Here is a 17,192-nt window from a genome sequence, read left to right as displayed (position 1 = left end):
AGACACGGTGGGTGGTAGTGGTTGAATCAGCGATCGAAATGAATGACGGTTCGGATGCTGCGGCCTTCATGCATCAGGTCGAAGGCCCGGTTGATGTCTTCCAGGCCCATGGTGTGGGTGATGAAGGTCTCCAGCGGGATTTCGCCCGTGCGCGACTTCTCGACATAACTGGGCAGTTCGCTGCGCCCTTTCACCCCGCCAAAAGCCGAACCGCGCCAGACGCGACCGGTCACCAACTGGAACGGACGGGTACTGATTTCCTGCCCGGCACCGGCGACGCCGATAATCACCGACTCGCCCCAGCCCTTGTGGCAGCACTCAAGCGCCGCACGCATCAGCTGGACGTTGCCGATGCACTCGAAGGAGTAATCGACACCGCCCTCGGTCATCTCGACGATCACTTCCTGGATCGGCCTGGCGTAATCCCTGGGGTTGATGAAGTCGGTGGCGCCCAGTTGCCTGGCGATCTCGAATTTGGCCGGGTTGATATCGATGGCGATGATTCGGCCGGCCTTGGCCATGGTGGCACCGATGATCGCCGCCAGGCCGATGCCACCCAGGCCGAAGATGGCCACGCTGGCGCCCTCTTCCACCTTGGCGGTGTTGAGTACTGCACCGATGCCGGTGGTCACGCCGCAACCGAGCAGGCAGACCTTGTCCAGCGGTGCATCCTTGGGGATCTTGGCCAGGGAGATTTCCGGCAACACGGTGTATTCGGAAAAGGTCGAAGTGCCCATGTAGTGGAAGATGGGTTGGCCCTGGTAGGAAAAACGACTGGTGCCATCCGGCATCAGGCCTTTGCCCTGGGTGGCACGGATCTTTTGGCAGAGGTTGGTCTTGCCGGACCGGCAGAATTTGCACTCGCCGCATTCCGGGGTGTACAGCGGGATCACATGATCGCCCACCGCCAGGGAGGTCACCCCCTCACCCACGGCTTCGACGATACCGCCGCCTTCATGGCCGAGAATCACCGGAAAGATACCTTCCGGATCGGCACCGGACAGGGTGAAGGCATCGGTATGGCAGACACCGCTTGCCACGATCCGGACCCGTACTTCCCCGGCTTGCGGGGGCTCCACGTCGACTTCGACAATTTGCAGGGGCTGGTTGGCCGCGAACGCCACCGCCGCTCGTGATTTGATCTTGTTCATAAAATTCCGCACGCAAAAAAGGCTGCCTCTGGATAGAAGCAAGAAGGTCAGTCGTGAATTCGGTGTTGCGAAAGGCGTTATGGCTGGCGGGCGTCCTTGCCCTCATTACCGATTAAAGCGCCGCCTGGATTTTGCTGGCGGCCGCGTCATCCACCCAGGCATGCCACACTTCGGGGTGTTCCTTGAGGAAGATTCGGGCCAGTTTGGGTGACTCGATGCGTTCCCTGGTCATCCTCGCCAGGTTCTGATTCAACAGTTCGATGGGGATATTGACCTTCTCCAGCACCGCCACCAGTTCGGGCGCCTGCTCATGGAAGGCTTTGGAAATGCCGACTTTGGTTACCACGTTCTTGTCGACACCCGGCTTCTCTTCCAGCCGTATTGCATCGATCTGTCCCATCAGTGGCGTCGGCGACCAGTAGTAGAACAGCACCGGTTCCCCGCGCTTATAGCTGGACAGTACCGCGGCATCCAGGGCAGCACCGGTTCCCGGACGGAAGTTGACGAAGGTGTTTTCAAGACCGTATTCCTTCAACATCTCCGTGTTTTCCTGTTCGCAGATCCAACCTGCCGGACAGTTGTAGAAGCGGCCTTTGGACGGCTCTTCCGCGTCACGAAACACCTCGGGGTATTTGCTCAGGTCCGCGACCGTTTTCAGGTCTGGCGCCCGTGCCGGCTTGTTGCGTTTTGCGTCCCCTTCGACCACATAACGCGGCACATACCAGCCCTGAACGGCGCCGATGATCGGCGAGCCGATCGCCACGACCTTGCCGGCAGCCGCGGCCTTTTTCCAGACTTCACTACGCTCCATCCACTCTTCGCCGAATACCTGGATGTCGTTGCTGGCCAGAGCGGTCTCGAGAATGATGGTATTGCCGACCAACTCGTCGGTTGCACAGCCGTACCCTTCCTTGAGCACAATCTTCATGATGTCGGTGAGCAGCATCCCGCTCTCCCAGTTCAGACCGGCAAACTTCACCGACTTGCCCGAGTCGCACCACCCTGATGCCTGGCTTGAAGCACTGGCAACCAGTACGCCAAGGGTCAGTAACGAGGCCAGCAAGTTCTTCCTGTATTTCATGATCAGACGCTCCGAAATTATTATTGGGGGCAGCGAGCTGTTGCGTGCTGCACCTGCAAAACGAGACCCACCGATCGAAGGTGGACAAGTGCCTGTGCATACACGTGAAGCGAAGAAGTGAATCGACTGTTTTTATTGTGAGTGCTGCTGGACTTAAACCAACGGCTCTACCGACGTGCGTCCGTAGAACAATTTACGCGCATAGTCGCTGAACTCGACATTGGGCTGATCCACGTAGGCCAATACCGCGTTGAGCCTGAGCCTGTCCCCCACCACCGGCGTCACACGGTGCAGTGAATAACGGCCACGGAACAACGTCAGCGTTCCGGGCACCTGCGGCAGAACTTCTATCTTCTGTGTCGCGGGGTTGTCGAGGAATTGCCCGACCGCGTCATAGCAATCGTCGTTCTCGTTACGCAGCATGCGCACATACTCAAAATCGCCACCGGCGTTCGCCGCCTGAAGCGACAGCGTCACGCTGAAGTCGGAACGATCAAAGTGCCAGCCCAACTGTTGCCCCGCCGAGAAGCCTTGCAGATTAAGTGCCGCCAAGGGATCTGCATGGCGATAGAGCACGTCCAGATTCAGTACATCGCGAATGAACGAAAGTACGTCGTCCGATTGGTAAATCTGCCGGATCAGATGGTCTGTCGGGATATCGGCGTAGGCGACCGTATCTTTCTCGGTGCTCATCAATCGCCGCAGCGGGTGCGTCGGTTCAACGCTGTCGTCCTGAGGCTTGAAATACACCGTGTGGCTTTCCCGGAAAGGGAACATGCACGGGTGCAACGCAAGGGTTTGATCCGCCATCGTGGCGACCACTTCATCGCGGACGAACCCCGGAAAGATCGCAACGCCTTCCTCGCCGAGCAGGGATTGGCTTCGGGTCACCAGCGCCTGATAGGCCGGGTTGGTTCGATCGGTAATGGGATAACGCTCGAGGTCGACGATATCGCCCAGAGTGGCTGCAGGGGTTAAGGCAAGCTTTGTCATGTTGTTGTTCTCCGATGGGCTGTTGCTGAAACCAGATTGCACCGGAGCAAAAAACAAGTCACGCTCATATTTTTACGCATTTTTGTGAATTATTTTCAGGTCGCCTCCCCTATGAGACTCACTCTGGATCACCTCGTCATGCTGCAAACCCTGTCGGAAGTCGATTCAGTGACGGCCGTTGCCGAGCGCCTATGGCTGACGCCCTCCGCCGTCAGTCACCGCATACGCGAGGCGGAACGGCGACTGGGTGTGAGCCTGACAGAACGATCCGGAGGAAAACTAAGACTCAGCCCTGCCGGCGTGCGCCTGGAACGAGCCGCCAAGGACATCATCGCGATACTGAATGAAGCCGAATCCGAAGCCCGGTCCATGGCTGGAGGCGTTACAGCTTTTGTTCGTATGGGGGTCACCTCCTACGGCCCGTTTCGCTGGATACCCAAATTCATCAAGCATTATTCAAACTTGCGTCCGGACATTGAAATCACACTGGTGACCGTGCCGCGCAACGACGTTTACGCGAGCTTGATGCAAGGTCGGCTTGACGTGTCCATTATCGATGACGGCATGGTGCCCAGCGGGGTCGCAAAGTTGCCGCTGTTCCGCGACGATTTGATTGCCATCATGGCCACTGACCATCCCCTTGCGGGAAGGAAAAATATCTACGCCGAAGACTTCAAGACCTACAACCTGGTGACCTACTCAACCGATCGCGCCAGTGGCTGGGAATATGATCGGTTCTTCGCCCCCGCCAGCATCTTGCCGCGGCGCATGATCACCGTGGAGTTGATCGAAGCCATCGTCGAACTGGTTCGTTCAGGGTACGGAATCAGCATATTGCAACGGGATTTGGTGACCCCCAGCCTGGAGCGTGGGGAGCTGGCATGGGCGGCTCTGAATGACGGCCTCGACATCGCCTGGAACGCCATCGTTCGCCCCTCCGAGCGGGAAGACAGTGAGGTTAACAAAATGGTGACGGAACTGAGCACCTGGATTAAAGATGCTGGAAATCCTGAACTACGCTAATCCCGGCCAGGGCGCATGCACCGGGAAACGCAGCGATCAGTGAAATGTCATCCCTGGACCCAAACTTTTCGCTTCGCCGAGCGTCTTTCCTTTAAGAAGGCCGACATGGCTTTGTAACCCCGGACAACTGACCTCAATCAAGGACTGGTGATGACCTTTTTCATTTTTCTTCTCGCCTGCGCTGCTGCCGCCACCACCGGCCTGCTGTTCAAACCGGGCCCGTGGTACGAGTCTCTCGTCAAACCCGGCTTCACACCGCCCAATTGGGTGTTTCCCGTCGCCTGGTCGTCTATCTATCTGCTGCTCGCCTGGGCCGGATACCGGTTGACCCTGATACCCGGAAGTCAGGCGGTGCTGGCTTTATGGGCGGCGCAGATCGCACTGAATACACTCTGGACACCGGTGTTCTTCGGCGCTCATCGCCTCTTCGCCGCCATGGTGATCCTGACACTGCTCTGGCTGGTCGTCGCGGCAATGGTGTTGATGGCATTGCGGCTTGACCTCATCACCGGCCTGATCCTCTTTCCTTACCTTGCATGGCTGTGTGTAGCGGCTGCGTTGAATTTTTCCATCTGGCGCAATAACCGCTGACGGTGAATTGCGAACGTCCGGGGGACCAGATCCTCTCGTTCTAATGCGCGTAAAGCCGGTGGCGTCAATCTCACCGGCTCGTCAAGAAGCACAGCTCAGCAGAACATCGTAATCACGGCTTTTTTTGAGCCAAAAACGCCCCTCGCCACTGGTATCCAAAGCAATGCTAGCTACGCTTGCTTCATCGACCTGAGGGAGCACTGGTATGGGTGGCGTGAAATTTTCCAGCGGTTTGGGCCTGCCAGTTGCCAGTCTGCTGGGGATTTGCGTCCTGTTGGCCGGCTGCGGAAAGGAACCGGTTTCCCCGGCGCGCAAACCGCCTGAAGTAACGGTCATGACGGTCACCGCCCGCGACACGCCAGTGACCTTCGAATTCGTCGCCCAGACCCAGAGCTCCCGCGAGGTGGAAATCCGTGCTCGCGTGGCCGGATTCCTGGATAAGCGGCTGTACACCGAAGGCGATGTGGTGAAAGCCGGGCAGACACTGTTCCAGATGGACCGTAAACCCTTTGAAGCCGCGCTGGTGTCGGCCCAGGGTCAACTGGCCCAGCAACAGGCCCGCTGGGAAGTGGCCAAGGCTACGCTGGCCCGGGTCAAGCCACTGGCGGCGCAGAATGCAGTCAGCAAGATGGACCTGGACAATGCCGTGGGCAACGAGCGTGAAACCCGTGCTGCCGTGCTGGCCGCAGAGGGTACCGTGCGTACCGAACAGTTGAACCTCAGTTACACCACCATCGCCTCGCCCCTCAACGGGCTTTCCAGCTATGCCAAGAAGCAGGAAGGCAGCTATGTGACGCCAGGCGAATCGGGGTTGCTGACGTCGGTGTCACAGATGGACCCGATGTACGTCAATTTCAGCCTCTCGGAAAACGAAACACTGAAGTACCGCGACGAAATCGCCAACGGCCATCTCATTTTCCCACCGCGCAGTGAATTCATCGTTGAGGTAGTCCTGGCGGACGGCACCGTGTTCCCCAACAAGGGCAAGTTGAACTTTCTGGCGCCTTCCTACAGCCAGGGCACCGGCACCTTCCTGGTTCGCGCCGTGCTCGCCAACCCCGATGGCCTGCTCCGCCCCGGCCAGTTTGTGCGGGCCCTGGCCAAAGGCGCGTCCCGGCCAAACGCCATTCTTGTCCCGCAAAAGGCCGTGCTCGAAGGTGCCAAAAGTCACTTCGTATGGGTCCTCAATGCCGAAGGCAAACCCGAGCAACGGGTGGTTGAAGTGGGTGACTGGCAGGGTGACAACTGGTTCATCAACAAGGGCCTGCGGGCCGGCGAGCGCATCGTGGTCGATGGCGCGATCAGGGTCACGCCGGGCGGGCCATTGAATATCGTCGATGCCCCGGGCGCCGCCTCCACAGGCGCCGCCGACGGGCAACCGGCCAAAGCCAATGGCGGGAAAAGCCAATGAGCATTTCTCACTATTGCATCGATCGGCCCATCTTCGCCTCGGTGATTTCCATCATCATCACCCTGGCCGGTGCAGTGGCCATGCTCAAGCTGCCCGTCGCGCAGTACCCGGACATCACGCCGCCACAGATTACGGTGGCCGCGACATACCCCGGGGCCGATGCACAGGTCGTGGCCAATAACGTGGCGGCGCCCATCGAGCAGCAGGTCAACGGCGCCGACAACATGATCTACATGAACTCGTCGAGCTCCGCGACGGGCAACATGACCCTCAACGTGTTCTTCGAAATCGGCACCGACCCGTCCCTGGCCCAGGTCGACGTGCAGAACCGGGTCAACCTGGCCTTGCCGCAACTGCCCTCCGCCGTGCAGAGCCAGGGCATCCAGGTACAGAAAAAATCCTCGGCATTCATGATGGTGCTTGCCGTGTACTCCGCCGGCGAGCGCTACGACAGCACCTACGTCGCCAACTACGCCAACCTCTATATCCTCGATGCGATCAAGCGGATTCCGGGGGCGAACCAGGCCAGCATCTTCGGCACGCCGGACTACGCCATGCGGATCTGGCTCAAGCCCGACCGCATGGCCCAGTTGGGCATCACCGCCGCCGATGTGCAGAAAGCCGTCGCCAATCAGAACCAGCAGTTCGCTGTGGGCCGGGTCGGCCAGTCGCCAACGGGGCAACCGGTCGAGCAGTCTTTTGCCGTGACCACCAAGGGGCGCCTGACCGAGCCTTCGGAGTTCGAAAACATTATCTTGCGCGCCAGCAACAACGGCGCGGCCATCGTTCGACTCAAGGACGTCGGCCGCGCCGAGCTCGGGCAAAAAGACTATTCCCTGCGCAGCACCTATCAGGGTCGGCCGGCGACGCTGATTGCCGTGTATCAGCAACCCGGCGCCAACGCCCTCGACGTGTCCGCGGCGGTGACCAAGACCCTGTCGGACATGAAGGCCACGTTTCCCGAGGGCATCGAATACAAGATCGTGATGGACACCACGGACTTTACCCGCGCTTCGATTACCGAGGTGATTCGCACCTTCTTCGAAGCCCTGGTGCTGGTGGTCATCGTGGTCTACATCTTCCTGCAAAGCCTGCGAGCCACGCTGATTCCGGTGCTGGCGGTGCCGGTGTCGATCGTCGGCACGTTCATCGGCATGTCCGCCCTCGGGTTTTCGGTGAACATGTTGACACTGTTCGGCATGGTGCTGGCCATCGGTATCGTGGTGGACGATGCGATCGTGGTGATCGAAAACGTCGAACGCAACATGCATGTACACAAGATGACGCCCAAGGACGCGGCAAAACGGGCGATGGATGAAGTGGCAGGCCCGGTGGTCGCCATCGTGCTGGTGCTGTGCGCGGTGTTCATTCCGGTGGCCTTCATGGGCGGTATCACCGGTCAGCTCTACAAGCAGTTCGCGATTACCATCGCCATTTCCGTGGTGATTTCCGGCCTGGTCGCCCTGACCCTGTCCCCCGCCCTCGCCGCCCTGCTGCTCAAGCCGCAGCACGGTGACAAGAACGCCTTTTTCCGCTGGTTCGAACGCAACTTCGAGCGCATGACCGAGGGCTATTCACGCTCGGTGGCTTTCATGATCAAGCGCTTCGTCCTGGCGCTGCTGCTCTTTGCCGGGATGATCGTGCTGATCCTGTTGATGGCAGAGCGCATCCCCAGTGCGTTCCTGCCACCGGAAGACCAGGGCTACTTGCTCGGCGCGGTGATCATGCCCGACGCCGCCAGCCTGGATCGCACCGGTGAGGTGGGCAAAGTGGCCAGTGACTTCTTCATGAACGAAGAGGCCGTCGAAGGCGTCGCCATTGTTAACGGCTACAGCCTGCTCGACGGCCAGAACAAGAACAATGCCGGTGCGTTTTTCGTCGGTTTCAAGGATTTCGAGGGGCGTTACAAAGATTCCGAAACCATCAAGGCACAAAGCGCCCCGGCGGTGATTCAAAAAGCCGCGCGGGCGTTTTCCACGGTTCAGGGCGGGATCATCCTGCCGGTCAACCCACCGTCCATTCCCGGCCTGGGTACCACCGGCGGCATGGAGGTCTGGGTGCAGAGCAAGGGCGACGGCAGCGTCGATCAACTGGCGGAAATGGTCGGCACTCTGGTGGCCAAGGCCAAGGAGCGCCCGGAGCTGGGCGTCATCACCTCCACCTTCAACGTGTTTTCCCGGCAATTGATGGTGGACGTTGACCGGGAAAAGGCGGAATCCCTGGGGGTACCCGTCGAAGATGTCTACAGCGCCATGCAGACCATGTTCGGCTCGCTGTACGTATCGCAGTTCAACAAGTTCAGTCGCCTGTGGCAGGTGATTTTGCAGGCCGAACCGGCCTATCGCTTGAAAGCCGAGGACCTGCAGGAGATCTTCGTGCGCAGCAAAAACCTCGACATGGTGCCGCTCAAGGCCTTGCTGACTACCCGCTACGTCACCGGCCCCGACCTGTTGACCCGCTTCAACAACTTCCCGGCGGTCAAACTCACGGCGAACCCCGCACCCGGTTATAGCTCCGGCCAGGCGCTCAAGGCCCTGGAAGAAATCAGCGCCGAAATCATGACCAACGACTACGCGCTGGCCTTGAGCGGCGAGGCGTTCGAAGAGAAAAAGAGCGGCGGCGCCTCTTCCCAGGTGTTCATCTTCGGCCTGGTGATGGTGTTCCTGATTCTCGCCGCGCAGTACGAAAAATGGTCGCTGCCCGTGGGTGTGCTTCTGGCAGTGCCTTTTGCCCTGTTCGGCGCCCTGCTCGCCGTGTTGCTTCGGGGCTTGAGCAACGACGTCTACTTCCAGATCGGCTTGACCATGCTGGTGGCGCTGGCCGCCAAGAACGCCATCCTGATTTTCGAGTTTGCGGTGTTGAACCGGGAAACCGGCATGTCGGCCTACGATGCCGCCATGACTGCCGCGAAAGAACGTCTGCGCCCTATCGTGATGACATCCCTGGCCTTCATTCTCGGTTGCGTTCCGCTGGCCATTGCCGTCGGCGCCTCCGAGAACAGCCGTCACTCCATCGGCACCGGGGTAATCGGCGGCATGCTGGCGGCGACGGTGATCGCGATCTTCTTCATCCCCCTCTTCTATTACCTGGTGGAACGAATGTTCGGGGAAAAGGACGCCGTCCAAAAACCTGCCAAACCGGCTGCACTGACACAGGCTCCGCAGCTTCCCGACGGCGCGGCGCAGAACAGACATGAGGGGGATTGAGATGCGTAAGCCCCCTTTTCCACTGTTGTTGTGCCTGGGCCTGGCAGGTTGCATGGTAGGACCTGACTACCAGCACCCGACCATTGAAACCCCGGCGGCCTACCGTTACGCGGACAAGGAAGCGAAGAATCTGTCGAACACGCTGTGGTGGGAGCAGTTCCAGGACCCGGTCCTGAATGATCTGATCCGCACCGCGTTGCTCGAAAACAAAGACATCAAGATTGCCGCCGCGCGGGTCGAGGAATTCCAGGGGCGTTACGGTCAGACCCGCTCCCTGCTGTTTCCACAAGTCGGGCTGGGCGCCCAGGGGCAGCGGTCCCGCTCGCAGCGAGACAACGGGCCGGTGCCGCTCGATCCGTCGGTGGATCCGGTGTTCAACAACTACCAGGCGATTCTCAGCGTGAACTGGGAACTGGATATCTGGGGCCGTTTGCGCCGCCTCGACGAATCCGCCCGTGCCGATCTGCTGGCGTCGGAAGAAGGCCGTCGAAGCGTCATATTGAGCCTGGTGGCGTCAGTCGCGTCGAGTTACGTAACGCTGCGTGATCTCGACCGGGAGCTGGAAATCGCCCGCACGACCGCCAAGGCGCGCGGTGAATCCTACGAAATATTCAAACTGCGCTACGGTGCCGGCACCATTTCCGAAATGGAATTGGCGCAGAACCAATCCGAATACGAGCGCACCCGGGCGTCGGTTGCGCAATTCGAACCCCTGGTCGCACAACAGGAAAACGCCCTGGCCGTGCTGCTCGGACGCAACCCGGGGCCGATCATCCGCGGGCGTGACCTGGCCCAACTGAATCTGCCAACGGTGCCTGCCGGCCTGCCGTCGGATTTGCTCGAACGGCGACCTGATTTGCGTCAGGCCGAGCTGAACCTGATCTCGGCCAATGCCCAGATCGGCGCAGCCAAGGCCCAGTACTTCCCGACCATTTCCCTGACCGGGCTGTTGGGCTCTGCCAGCAACCAGCTGTCGAACCTGTTCACCGGACCCGCTTCCACCTGGTCCTATGGTGTTGCGGCGAGCATGCCGATCTTCACCGCCGGCGGTATCGCCGGGCAGGTGCAACAAGCCGAAGCCATCCAGAAACAAGCGCTGCAGTTCTACCAACAGTCGATTCAATCGGCGTTCAGGGACGTGGAAAACGCCTTGGTCGCGTCGAGCAAATCCAGAGAACAGATGGCCTACCAGGCCAAGCAGGTCGAGGCACTGAGCACCTACGCCCACTACGCACGGTTGCGCTACGACAACGGCTACACCAGCTACATCGAAGTGCTGGACGCCGAGCGCAGTCTGTTCGACGCCGAATTGAACTACACCCGCACCCGTGGCTCGGTGTTCACCAGCATGATTGATCTGTACAAGGCAACCGGCGGCGGTTGGGTGAATCAGGCAGACAAATTGACCGCAACCGATGTGCCGAAAACGCAACCATGATCAAACCGCCAGGGCCCGCCCTATCGCCATCGTGATGGCTTACTCGAGATCCAGGTCATTTCCCTCTCGATGTTCTACGGGATAGCGTTGGAGGTAGTGGCTGACCGCCGAGCCCACCGTCGGGAAGAACGCCGACTCGCCAAACTTCGCGAGAAGCCCGAATCGCTGCAGTTTGTCCTTGACCGGGTCCTTCATTTCCGCCACGCATAATTCGATGCCGGCGTCGTGCAAGGTTTGGTGCAGCTCGGCGAGCATGTCGGCGGAGGTCACATCGACGCTGGTCACCGGTTCTGCCGCCACCACCAGCCAACGCACGGGCGTCGGGGATTCGGCCACGGCGTCCAGCACGCGGTCACTGAACAGCTCGGCGTTGGCGAAAAACAACGGTGCGTCCCAGCGAAACAACACCAGTCCGGGCAGCATACGCGCGCCGGGATAACGCTTGATGTCGTGAAAGCCTTGCACACCTTCGGCGCGTCCCAGAATGGCAGAGTACGGGCGCCAGGCGTCCCACAGGAACTCGATGACCGCAATGACGATCGCCAGGCCGATGCCCTCGATGGCGCCAAACACGGCCACCCCGACCGTACAGACTATCGAGAGCCAGAATTCCCATTGCTGAATACGATAAATTCGTCGCAGGTCGGTGACCTCGATCAGGCCAATCGCCGAGGCAATCACCACCGCCGCCAACGCACTGGTCGGCAGGTTATGCAGCAGGTCCGGCGCCACCATCAGCAACACGGCGACCGCCAGCGCTCCGACGACGCCGGCCAGTTGGGTTCTGGCCCCCGCTGCTTCGGCCACGGGGGTGCGCGATGAACTGCTGCTGATCGGGAAGCCTTGAAACAACCCGCCCGCCAGATTGGCGACACCGAGTCCCACCATCTCCTGGTTCGGGTCGACGTAGGAATGGGTGCGCGCCGCATACACCCGTGAAAGCACACTGGTGTCGGCGAACGACACCAGGGCAACGGCGCAACCGCCGATGATCACCGGGACGATATCGTCAGTGGTGATCCACGGGATGGCGAACGCTGGCAGGCCTTGTGGCAGCGAGCCGAGGATCGCTACGTTATGCGATGCCAGGTCCAGGACACCCACGGCCACCGTGGCGCCTGCCACTGCGATCAGAATCCCCGGCACGCGCTTTTTGTCCTTGAGCAGCAGGATCACCGCCAGGGTTGCCGCGCCGATGGCGAACGTGACCCAATTGGTCTTGCCATGAAGCACCGCGTTGGCAATGGCCCACAGATTTCTCAGGGGGCCTTCCGAGTTGATCGAGAAGCCGAAAAACTTCGGTAACTGGCTGATCAAAACTGTCAACGCGATCCCGTTCATGTAGCCATAGCGAATCGGTTTGGACAGCAGTTCCGTGACGAAGCCCAGACGCGCGACCCCGGCCAGAATGCACACCACCCCCGAAACGATCGCCATCATGCCCGCCAGGGCGATCGCTCGCTGCGGGTCGCCGCCGGACAATGGCAGGACCACCGCGAGTATTACCGCAGCCAGCGAGGAATCGGGCCCCAGTACCAGAATCCGGCTGGGCCCGAACAGCGCATAGGCAAGTAGCGGCACGATGGTCGCGTAGAGGCCATAGATACCGGGGACGCCTGATGCCACCGCATAGGCGATGCCGACCGGTACCAGCATGGTCGTGAGCACCAGGCCGGCGACGATATCGTGCTGCAGCCAGGCAGCCTTGTAACTGCGCAGCACTCGCAGGCCCGGCAGCCAGCGGCTCCAGCCAGGTTGGTCAGCGCCTGTTTCCTTGCGCGCAATCCGCCCCGGCTCGGGTGGCGTCGTATCCGATTGATTCATGGGACTTCAGCCCTCTGGCGATGGCACAGGTTCGCGCGGTCGTACCGGTCAGAATTTTTGCGGGATTTTCCTGTAGGGATAATCCGGTTCGCGATAGCCATCAGGCTTCTGCCGCTTGGGCAACTTCACCTTCTCGCGCGGAACACTCTGGTAGGGGATGCGGCTGAGCAGGTCGGTGATGATATTGAGCCGCGCCCGGCGCTTGTCGTTCGAGTTCGCAACAAGCCACGGCGCAAATTCGGTGTCGGTTGCCTTGAACATCTCGTCACGGGCGCGCGAGTAGTCGTACCAGCGACTGTAGGACTTGAGATCCATCGGGGAAAGCTTCCAGATTTTGCGTCCGTCCTGGATGCGCGCCTCGAGTCGACGGGTCTGCTCTTGCTCGCTGACCTCCAGCCAATACTTGAGCAGAATGACGCCGGAGTTGACGATCGCATGCTCCACCATGGGCACCGATTTCAGGAAAACGTCTACCTGTTCTTCGCTGCAGAACCCCATCACCCGTTCGACACCCGCACGGTTGTACCAACTGCGATCGAAGATCACCACTTCACCGGCCGCAGGCAGGTACGGCAGGTAGCGCTGCACATACATCTGGCTTTTTTCTCGGTCGGTCGGTGCCGGCAAGGCCACCACCCGAAAAACCCTCGGGCTGACGCGTTCGGTCAGCGCCTTGATCGTTCCGCCCTTGCCGGCACCGTCGCGCCCCTCGAAGACGATACAGACCTTGACGCCCTTTTTCTGGACCCACTCCTGCAGCTTGACCAGTTCGACATGCAACAGGCGCAGTTGCGCCAGATACACTTTGTTTGTCAGTTTCGAGCTTTCAGCGGAAGTGCCCTTGGAGCTGCGTTTTTTTTCCTTTGCCATGTTCAAGCCCTCACGAAGAAGAGTCACTGACATACAACAGTTCGCCCCGGCGGAGGCGTACTGCGAGCATCGTCCGTTCAAGCCTCAGGAACGGGATCACCATCGTCATTCAAGTTCACGGGTTTGCGCTGACCCCGGCCTTTCGACAGGGCACTTGCAGCCCTGTGAGTGTAGTTTGAATCGATATTGCTGCCGTATCGACGCGAGCAAACCCCGGCTGTGTTCGAAGCGCGGTCTACACTCCCCCGGTAACCACGCACTGGCTTAGCGTTACCCTCGATAGCCGACTTGAAGAATCAGGCCCCACCCTGACGTCAACCTTTCGCCTTGAGCCTCACTGGCGCGGCGTTGTGGCCGCCCCCAGCACCGTCACGGAGTCTCCATGTTCGTCAGTCTGATCATCATCCTCACCTCGTCGCTGGTCGTCATTTCCCTGTTCTATCGCCTGCGATTGCCACCGGTGCTGGGTTATCTCTTTGTGGGCCTGATCGTCGGGCCCAAGGCATTTGGCTGGGTGGATGACAGTGAAGCACTGCCGCTTCTGGCCGAACTGGGCGTGGTGTTTTTGCTGTTCTCGCTCGGGCTGGAGTTTTCCCTGTCGAAAATGATCGCGCTGCGCCAGGTTGTCTTTGGCCTGGGCAGCCTTCAAGTGCTGGTGTCCGGGGCGGTGCTGGGCGCATTGCTGATGCTCGCGGGCGTGCCGACCACGTCTGCACTGTTACTCGGTGGCGGCCTGGCGCTGTCGTCCACGGCCATTGTCAGCAAGGAGCTGACCAGCCTCGGCGAGATTTTCAGCAGCCACGGCCAGAACGCCATCGGCGTTTTGTTGTTCCAGGACGTGGTCGCGGTGTTGTTGCTGACCCTGGTGCCGGTGTTCGCCGGCAACAGCGATCAAGCCTGGTATTGGGCGCTGCCCCTGACCCTGGGCAAAACCGTGGTGTTGTTCGTCGGGCTGTCCCTGGCCAGTCGCTGGGTACTGCCGCGCCTGTTCCATGAGGTCGCGGCGGCTCGCTCGGCGGAACTGTTCGTCTTGCTGGCCCTGGTGATCGTCCTGCTGACCGCCGGGCTGACGCACCTGATCGGTCTCTCCCCTGCCCTGGGCGCATTTCTCGCCGGCATGCTGCTGGGGGAAAGCCACTACCGGCACCAGATCGAGGCCGATCTGCGGCCGTTTCGCGACATACTGCTCGGCGTGTTTTTCATCAGCATCGGCATGCTGATCGACTTGCGCCTGTTCGCCAGTCACGGCCTGTTGATCCTCGGACTGACCCTGGCGTTGTTGCTGATCAAGGGCAGCGTGGTCGCGCTGTTGGTCAAATTGCGTGGCAGCGACCGGGAGACCGCCTGGCGTAGCGGCCTGGCCCTGGCCCAGGGCGGCGAGTTCTGCTTTGCATTGATGGCGCAGATGCAGCAAAACGACCTGATGCCTGCCAACCTTGGCAGTCTGTTGCTGGCGGCGACCTTCTGCTCGATGGTGGTCACCCCGTCTTTGCTGCGCGCCGCACCCTGGATTGCCACACATCTGCACCGCAAACCCAATGAAGAAGTGAAGCTGGAGGAAATCAGCGCGCTCAACGCCGAAGTGCAGGGCCATGTGGTGATTTGTGGTTACGGTCGCGTGGGGCAATCCATCGGGCGCATCCTGCACAAGGCCCGGCAGCCCTACATCGCCCTCGATAATGACCCGGTCCGGGTTCGGGAAGCCGCCGTGGCCGAAAGCGCTGTGCATTACGGCGACTCTCATCGTGGCGAGCTACTCGTCGCCGTGGGCCTGGAGCGTGCCAGCCTGGTGGTCATAGCCGTCGACAAAGCCGAGGTTGCCCTGCAGGTGGTGAAGGAGGCGCGCCGCATCAATCCGCACGTGCCGATCCTGGTGCGTACGCGGGACGACAGCCAGAGTCCCGAGTTGAAAGCGGCCGGTGCCAGCGAAGTGGTGCCCGAGTTACTCGAGTCCAGCCTGATGCTCGCCTCCCATGCCCTGATCATGCTGGGTTTCCCTGAGCGCCAGGTCCTCGACCGCATCGCTCAGGTACGGCATGACCGCTATCGCCTGCTGCATGGGTTTTATCCCGGTGCCGAAGACGAGGAGGTTTGAACACGCCTCATAACGACAGAAAACCGCTGTACAACCCATATCCCGCCAGGCCGGCACCGGTGATGACGCAGGTAAAAATGCCCTTCTCGAAATGGGTGAACAAAGGTTCACCCTGCTCGTGCTTGGCCTTGGCGAACAAGATCACCCCAGGTGCATACAGCAACGCCGAGAGCAGCAGGTATTTCACGCCCCCGGCATACAGCAGCCACACCGCATAACTCAACGCGATGCCGCCGATCAACAGATCCTTGGTCCGCTCCGCCGAGGCATGTTCATAGGTTTCCCCGCGCCCGCTCAACAGCACCGCATAGGCCGCCGACCACAGGTAGGGCACCAGAATCATCGAAGACGCGAGGTAGATCAGGCTGGTGTAGGTCCCTGCGGAAAACAGCGTGATCAGCAAAAAAATCTGGATCATTGAATTGGTCAGCCACAAGGCGTTGACCGGTACATGGTTGGCGTTTTCCCGGGTCAGGAACGCCGGCATGGTCTTGTCTTTGGCGGTGGCAAAGAGGATCTCCGCGCACAGCAATGCCCAGGACAACAAGGCCCCAAGCAATGAGATCGCCAGGCCGACGCTGATCAGTACCGCCCCCCAATGCCCCACTACGTGCTCCAGAACAGCCGCCAGCGACGGGTTCTGCAACGTCGCCAGTTCAGGCTGGCTCATGATCCCGAGCGACAACACGTTCACCAATACCAGCAGCGCCAGGACACCGAGGAAGCCGATCACCGTCGCCCGCCCGACATCCGCACGTTTCTCTGCCCTGGCCGAATAGATGCTGGCGCCTTCAATGCCGATGAACACGAACACCGTCACCAGCATCATGTTGCGCACCTGGTCCATCACGCCGCCGAAGTCCGGATTGCTCTTGCCCCAAATGTCGCGAGTAAAGACTTCGGCCTTGAACGCCACGGCGGCAATCACAATGAACATGATCAGTGGGACGATCTTGGCCACGGTGGTCAACTGGTTGATGAACGCCGCTTCCTTGATCCCTCGCATCACCAGAAAGTGCACGGCCCATAGCAGCACCGAGGCGCAGCCGATGGCGATCGGTGTATTGCCCTGGCCAAATACCGGAAAAAAATAACCGAGGGTGCTGAACAGCAATACGAAATAGCCAACGTTGCCCAGCCAGGCACTGATCCAGTATCCCCAGGCCGAGGAAAACCCCATGTAGTCGCCAAACCCGGCCTTGGCGTAGGCATACACCCCGGAATTCAGTTCCGGCTTGCGATTGGCCAGGGTCTGGAACACGAAAGCCAGGGTCAACATGCCCACGGCGGTAATTGCCCAGCCAATCAGCACCGCACCGGCATGGGCGCGTTCTGCCATGTTCTGAGGCAAAGAGAAAATACCGCCACCTATCATCGAGCCCACCACCAGGGCGATCAATGCACTGAGTCGAAGCTTTTGCGTCGGTTGCGACATTCCTGAGTCTCCATGTATTTCCCGATGCGGCCGGGCTCTGGCACAGCCATCAAACCGTCACTTGGTTGGCATTA

The 17,192-nt window shown here is 60.2% G+C and carries 12 protein-coding genes; 6 read left to right on the top strand and 6 right to left on the bottom strand.

All coding sequences use genetic code 11. From position 1 onward, the window contains the following. Positions 1 to 26: 26 nt before the first annotated feature. From ACX3YD_RS30120 to ACX3YD_RS30110, 3 genes are all read right to left on the bottom strand, one after another. Positions 27 to 1,151 (bottom strand): S-(hydroxymethyl)glutathione dehydrogenase/class III alcohol dehydrogenase, encoded by a 1,125-nt coding sequence (locus ACX3YD_RS30120; RefSeq protein ID WP_458961807.1) that lies wholly within the window; start codon positions 1,149 to 1,151, stop codon positions 27 to 29. Between the two features lie 112 nt (positions 1,152 to 1,263). After that, on the bottom strand, positions 1,264 to 2,232 hold the full coding sequence (locus tag ACX3YD_RS30115) for a glycine betaine ABC transporter substrate-binding protein (protein ID WP_458961806.1): 969 nt from the start codon (positions 2,230 to 2,232) through the stop codon (positions 1,264 to 1,266). A 153-nt stretch (positions 2,233 to 2,385) separates the two neighbouring features. Next, positions 2,386 to 3,225 (bottom strand): HalD/BesD family halogenase, encoded by an 840-nt coding sequence (locus ACX3YD_RS30110; protein WP_103405533.1) that lies wholly within the window; start codon positions 3,223 to 3,225, stop codon positions 2,386 to 2,388. Between the two features lie 111 nt (positions 3,226 to 3,336). On the opposite strand from ACX3YD_RS30110, the gene ACX3YD_RS30105 reads away from it, so the two are divergent. The 5 genes from ACX3YD_RS30105 to ACX3YD_RS30085 all read left to right on the top strand — a co-directional run bounded on the left by ACX3YD_RS30105 (position 3,337) and on the right by ACX3YD_RS30085 (position 10,894). Next, positions 3,337 to 4,248 (top strand): LysR family transcriptional regulator, encoded by a 912-nt coding sequence (locus tag ACX3YD_RS30105; RefSeq protein ID WP_130204280.1) that lies wholly within the window; start codon positions 3,337 to 3,339, stop codon positions 4,246 to 4,248. Positions 4,249 to 4,398: 150 nt separating this feature from the next. Then, the gene (gene tspO / locus ACX3YD_RS30100) at positions 4,399 to 4,839 is read left to right on the top strand and encodes a tryptophan-rich sensory protein TspO (protein ID WP_458961805.1); all 441 of its coding nucleotides are present in this window, start codon (positions 4,399 to 4,401) and stop codon (positions 4,837 to 4,839) included. Between the two features lie 205 nt (positions 4,840 to 5,044). Beyond that, on the top strand, positions 5,045 to 6,250 hold the full coding sequence (locus ACX3YD_RS30095) for an efflux RND transporter periplasmic adaptor subunit (RefSeq protein ID WP_458961804.1): 1,206 nt from the start codon (positions 5,045 to 5,047) through the stop codon (positions 6,248 to 6,250). Continuing rightward, positions 6,247 to 9,456, top strand: coding sequence for an efflux RND transporter permease subunit (locus ACX3YD_RS30090; protein ID WP_103405487.1), 3,210 nt, complete (start codon positions 6,247 to 6,249; stop codon positions 9,454 to 9,456). Before ACX3YD_RS30095 ends, ACX3YD_RS30090 begins: the two co-directional genes overlap by 4 nt. Before the next feature lies 1 nt (position 9,457). After that, positions 9,458 to 10,894 (top strand): efflux transporter outer membrane subunit, encoded by a 1,437-nt coding sequence (locus ACX3YD_RS30085; RefSeq protein ID WP_103405488.1) that lies wholly within the window; start codon positions 9,458 to 9,460, stop codon positions 10,892 to 10,894. Between the two features lie 39 nt (positions 10,895 to 10,933). Here ACX3YD_RS30085 and ACX3YD_RS30080 read toward each other — a convergent pair whose 3' ends face one another. Both ACX3YD_RS30080 and ppk2 read right to left on the bottom strand, forming a co-directional pair. Then, positions 10,934 to 12,718, bottom strand: coding sequence for a SulP family inorganic anion transporter (locus ACX3YD_RS30080; RefSeq protein ID WP_458961803.1), 1,785 nt, complete (start codon positions 12,716 to 12,718; stop codon positions 10,934 to 10,936). A gap of 48 nt (positions 12,719 to 12,766) precedes the next feature. Continuing rightward, positions 12,767 to 13,588, bottom strand: coding sequence for a polyphosphate kinase 2 (gene ppk2 / locus ACX3YD_RS30075; RefSeq protein WP_103405490.1), 822 nt, complete (start codon positions 13,586 to 13,588; stop codon positions 12,767 to 12,769). A gap of 382 nt (positions 13,589 to 13,970) precedes the next feature. Here ppk2 and ACX3YD_RS30070 point away from each other — a divergent pair, with 382 nt between their 5' ends. Further along, on the top strand, positions 13,971 to 15,683 hold the full coding sequence (locus ACX3YD_RS30070; protein ID WP_458961802.1) for a cation:proton antiporter: 1,713 nt from the start codon (positions 13,971 to 13,973) through the stop codon (positions 15,681 to 15,683). Positions 15,684 to 15,690: 7 nt separating this feature from the next. Here the strand turns inward: ACX3YD_RS30070 and arcD are convergent, their stop codons facing one another. Beyond that, positions 15,691 to 17,118, bottom strand: a complete 1,428-nt coding sequence (gene arcD / locus ACX3YD_RS30065; RefSeq protein ID WP_103405492.1) for an arginine-ornithine antiporter — start codon at positions 17,116 to 17,118, stop codon at positions 15,691 to 15,693. Positions 17,119 to 17,192 lie beyond the last annotated feature (74 nt).

This window comes from Pseudomonas fluorescens group sp. PF-1 (assembly GCF_054481335.1).
The sequence above is the reverse complement of the archived record's forward strand: the minus strand, read 5'-3'. Positions and strand labels throughout refer to the sequence as shown.

Coding starts and splice junctions, on each gene's coding strand:
- ACX3YD_RS30120 (WP_458961807.1), bottom strand. CDS start 1,151: ATGAACAAGATCAAATCACGAGCGGCGGTGGCGTTCGCGGCCAACCAG.
- ACX3YD_RS30115 (WP_458961806.1), bottom strand. CDS start 2,232: ATGAAATACAGGAAGAACTTGCTGGCCTCGTTACTGACCCTTGGCGTA.
- ACX3YD_RS30110 (WP_103405533.1), bottom strand. CDS start 3,225: ATGACAAAGCTTGCCTTAACCCCTGCAGCCACTCTGGGCGATATCGTC.
- ACX3YD_RS30105 (WP_130204280.1), top strand. CDS start 3,337: ATGAGACTCACTCTGGATCACCTCGTCATGCTGCAAACCCTGTCGGAA.
- tspO (WP_458961805.1), top strand. CDS start 4,399: ATGACCTTTTTCATTTTTCTTCTCGCCTGCGCTGCTGCCGCCACCACC.
- ACX3YD_RS30095 (WP_458961804.1), top strand. CDS start 5,045: ATGGGTGGCGTGAAATTTTCCAGCGGTTTGGGCCTGCCAGTTGCCAGT.
- ACX3YD_RS30090 (WP_103405487.1), top strand. CDS start 6,247: ATGAGCATTTCTCACTATTGCATCGATCGGCCCATCTTCGCCTCGGTG.
- ACX3YD_RS30085 (WP_103405488.1), top strand. CDS start 9,458: ATGCGTAAGCCCCCTTTTCCACTGTTGTTGTGCCTGGGCCTGGCAGGT.
- ACX3YD_RS30080 (WP_458961803.1), bottom strand. CDS start 12,718: ATGAATCAATCGGATACGACGCCACCCGAGCCGGGGCGGATTGCGCGC.
- ppk2 (WP_103405490.1), bottom strand. CDS start 13,588: ATGGCAAAGGAAAAAAAACGCAGCTCCAAGGGCACTTCCGCTGAAAGC.
- ACX3YD_RS30070 (WP_458961802.1), top strand. CDS start 13,971: ATGTTCGTCAGTCTGATCATCATCCTCACCTCGTCGCTGGTCGTCATT.
- arcD (WP_103405492.1), bottom strand. CDS start 17,118: ATGTCGCAACCGACGCAAAAGCTTCGACTCAGTGCATTGATCGCCCTG.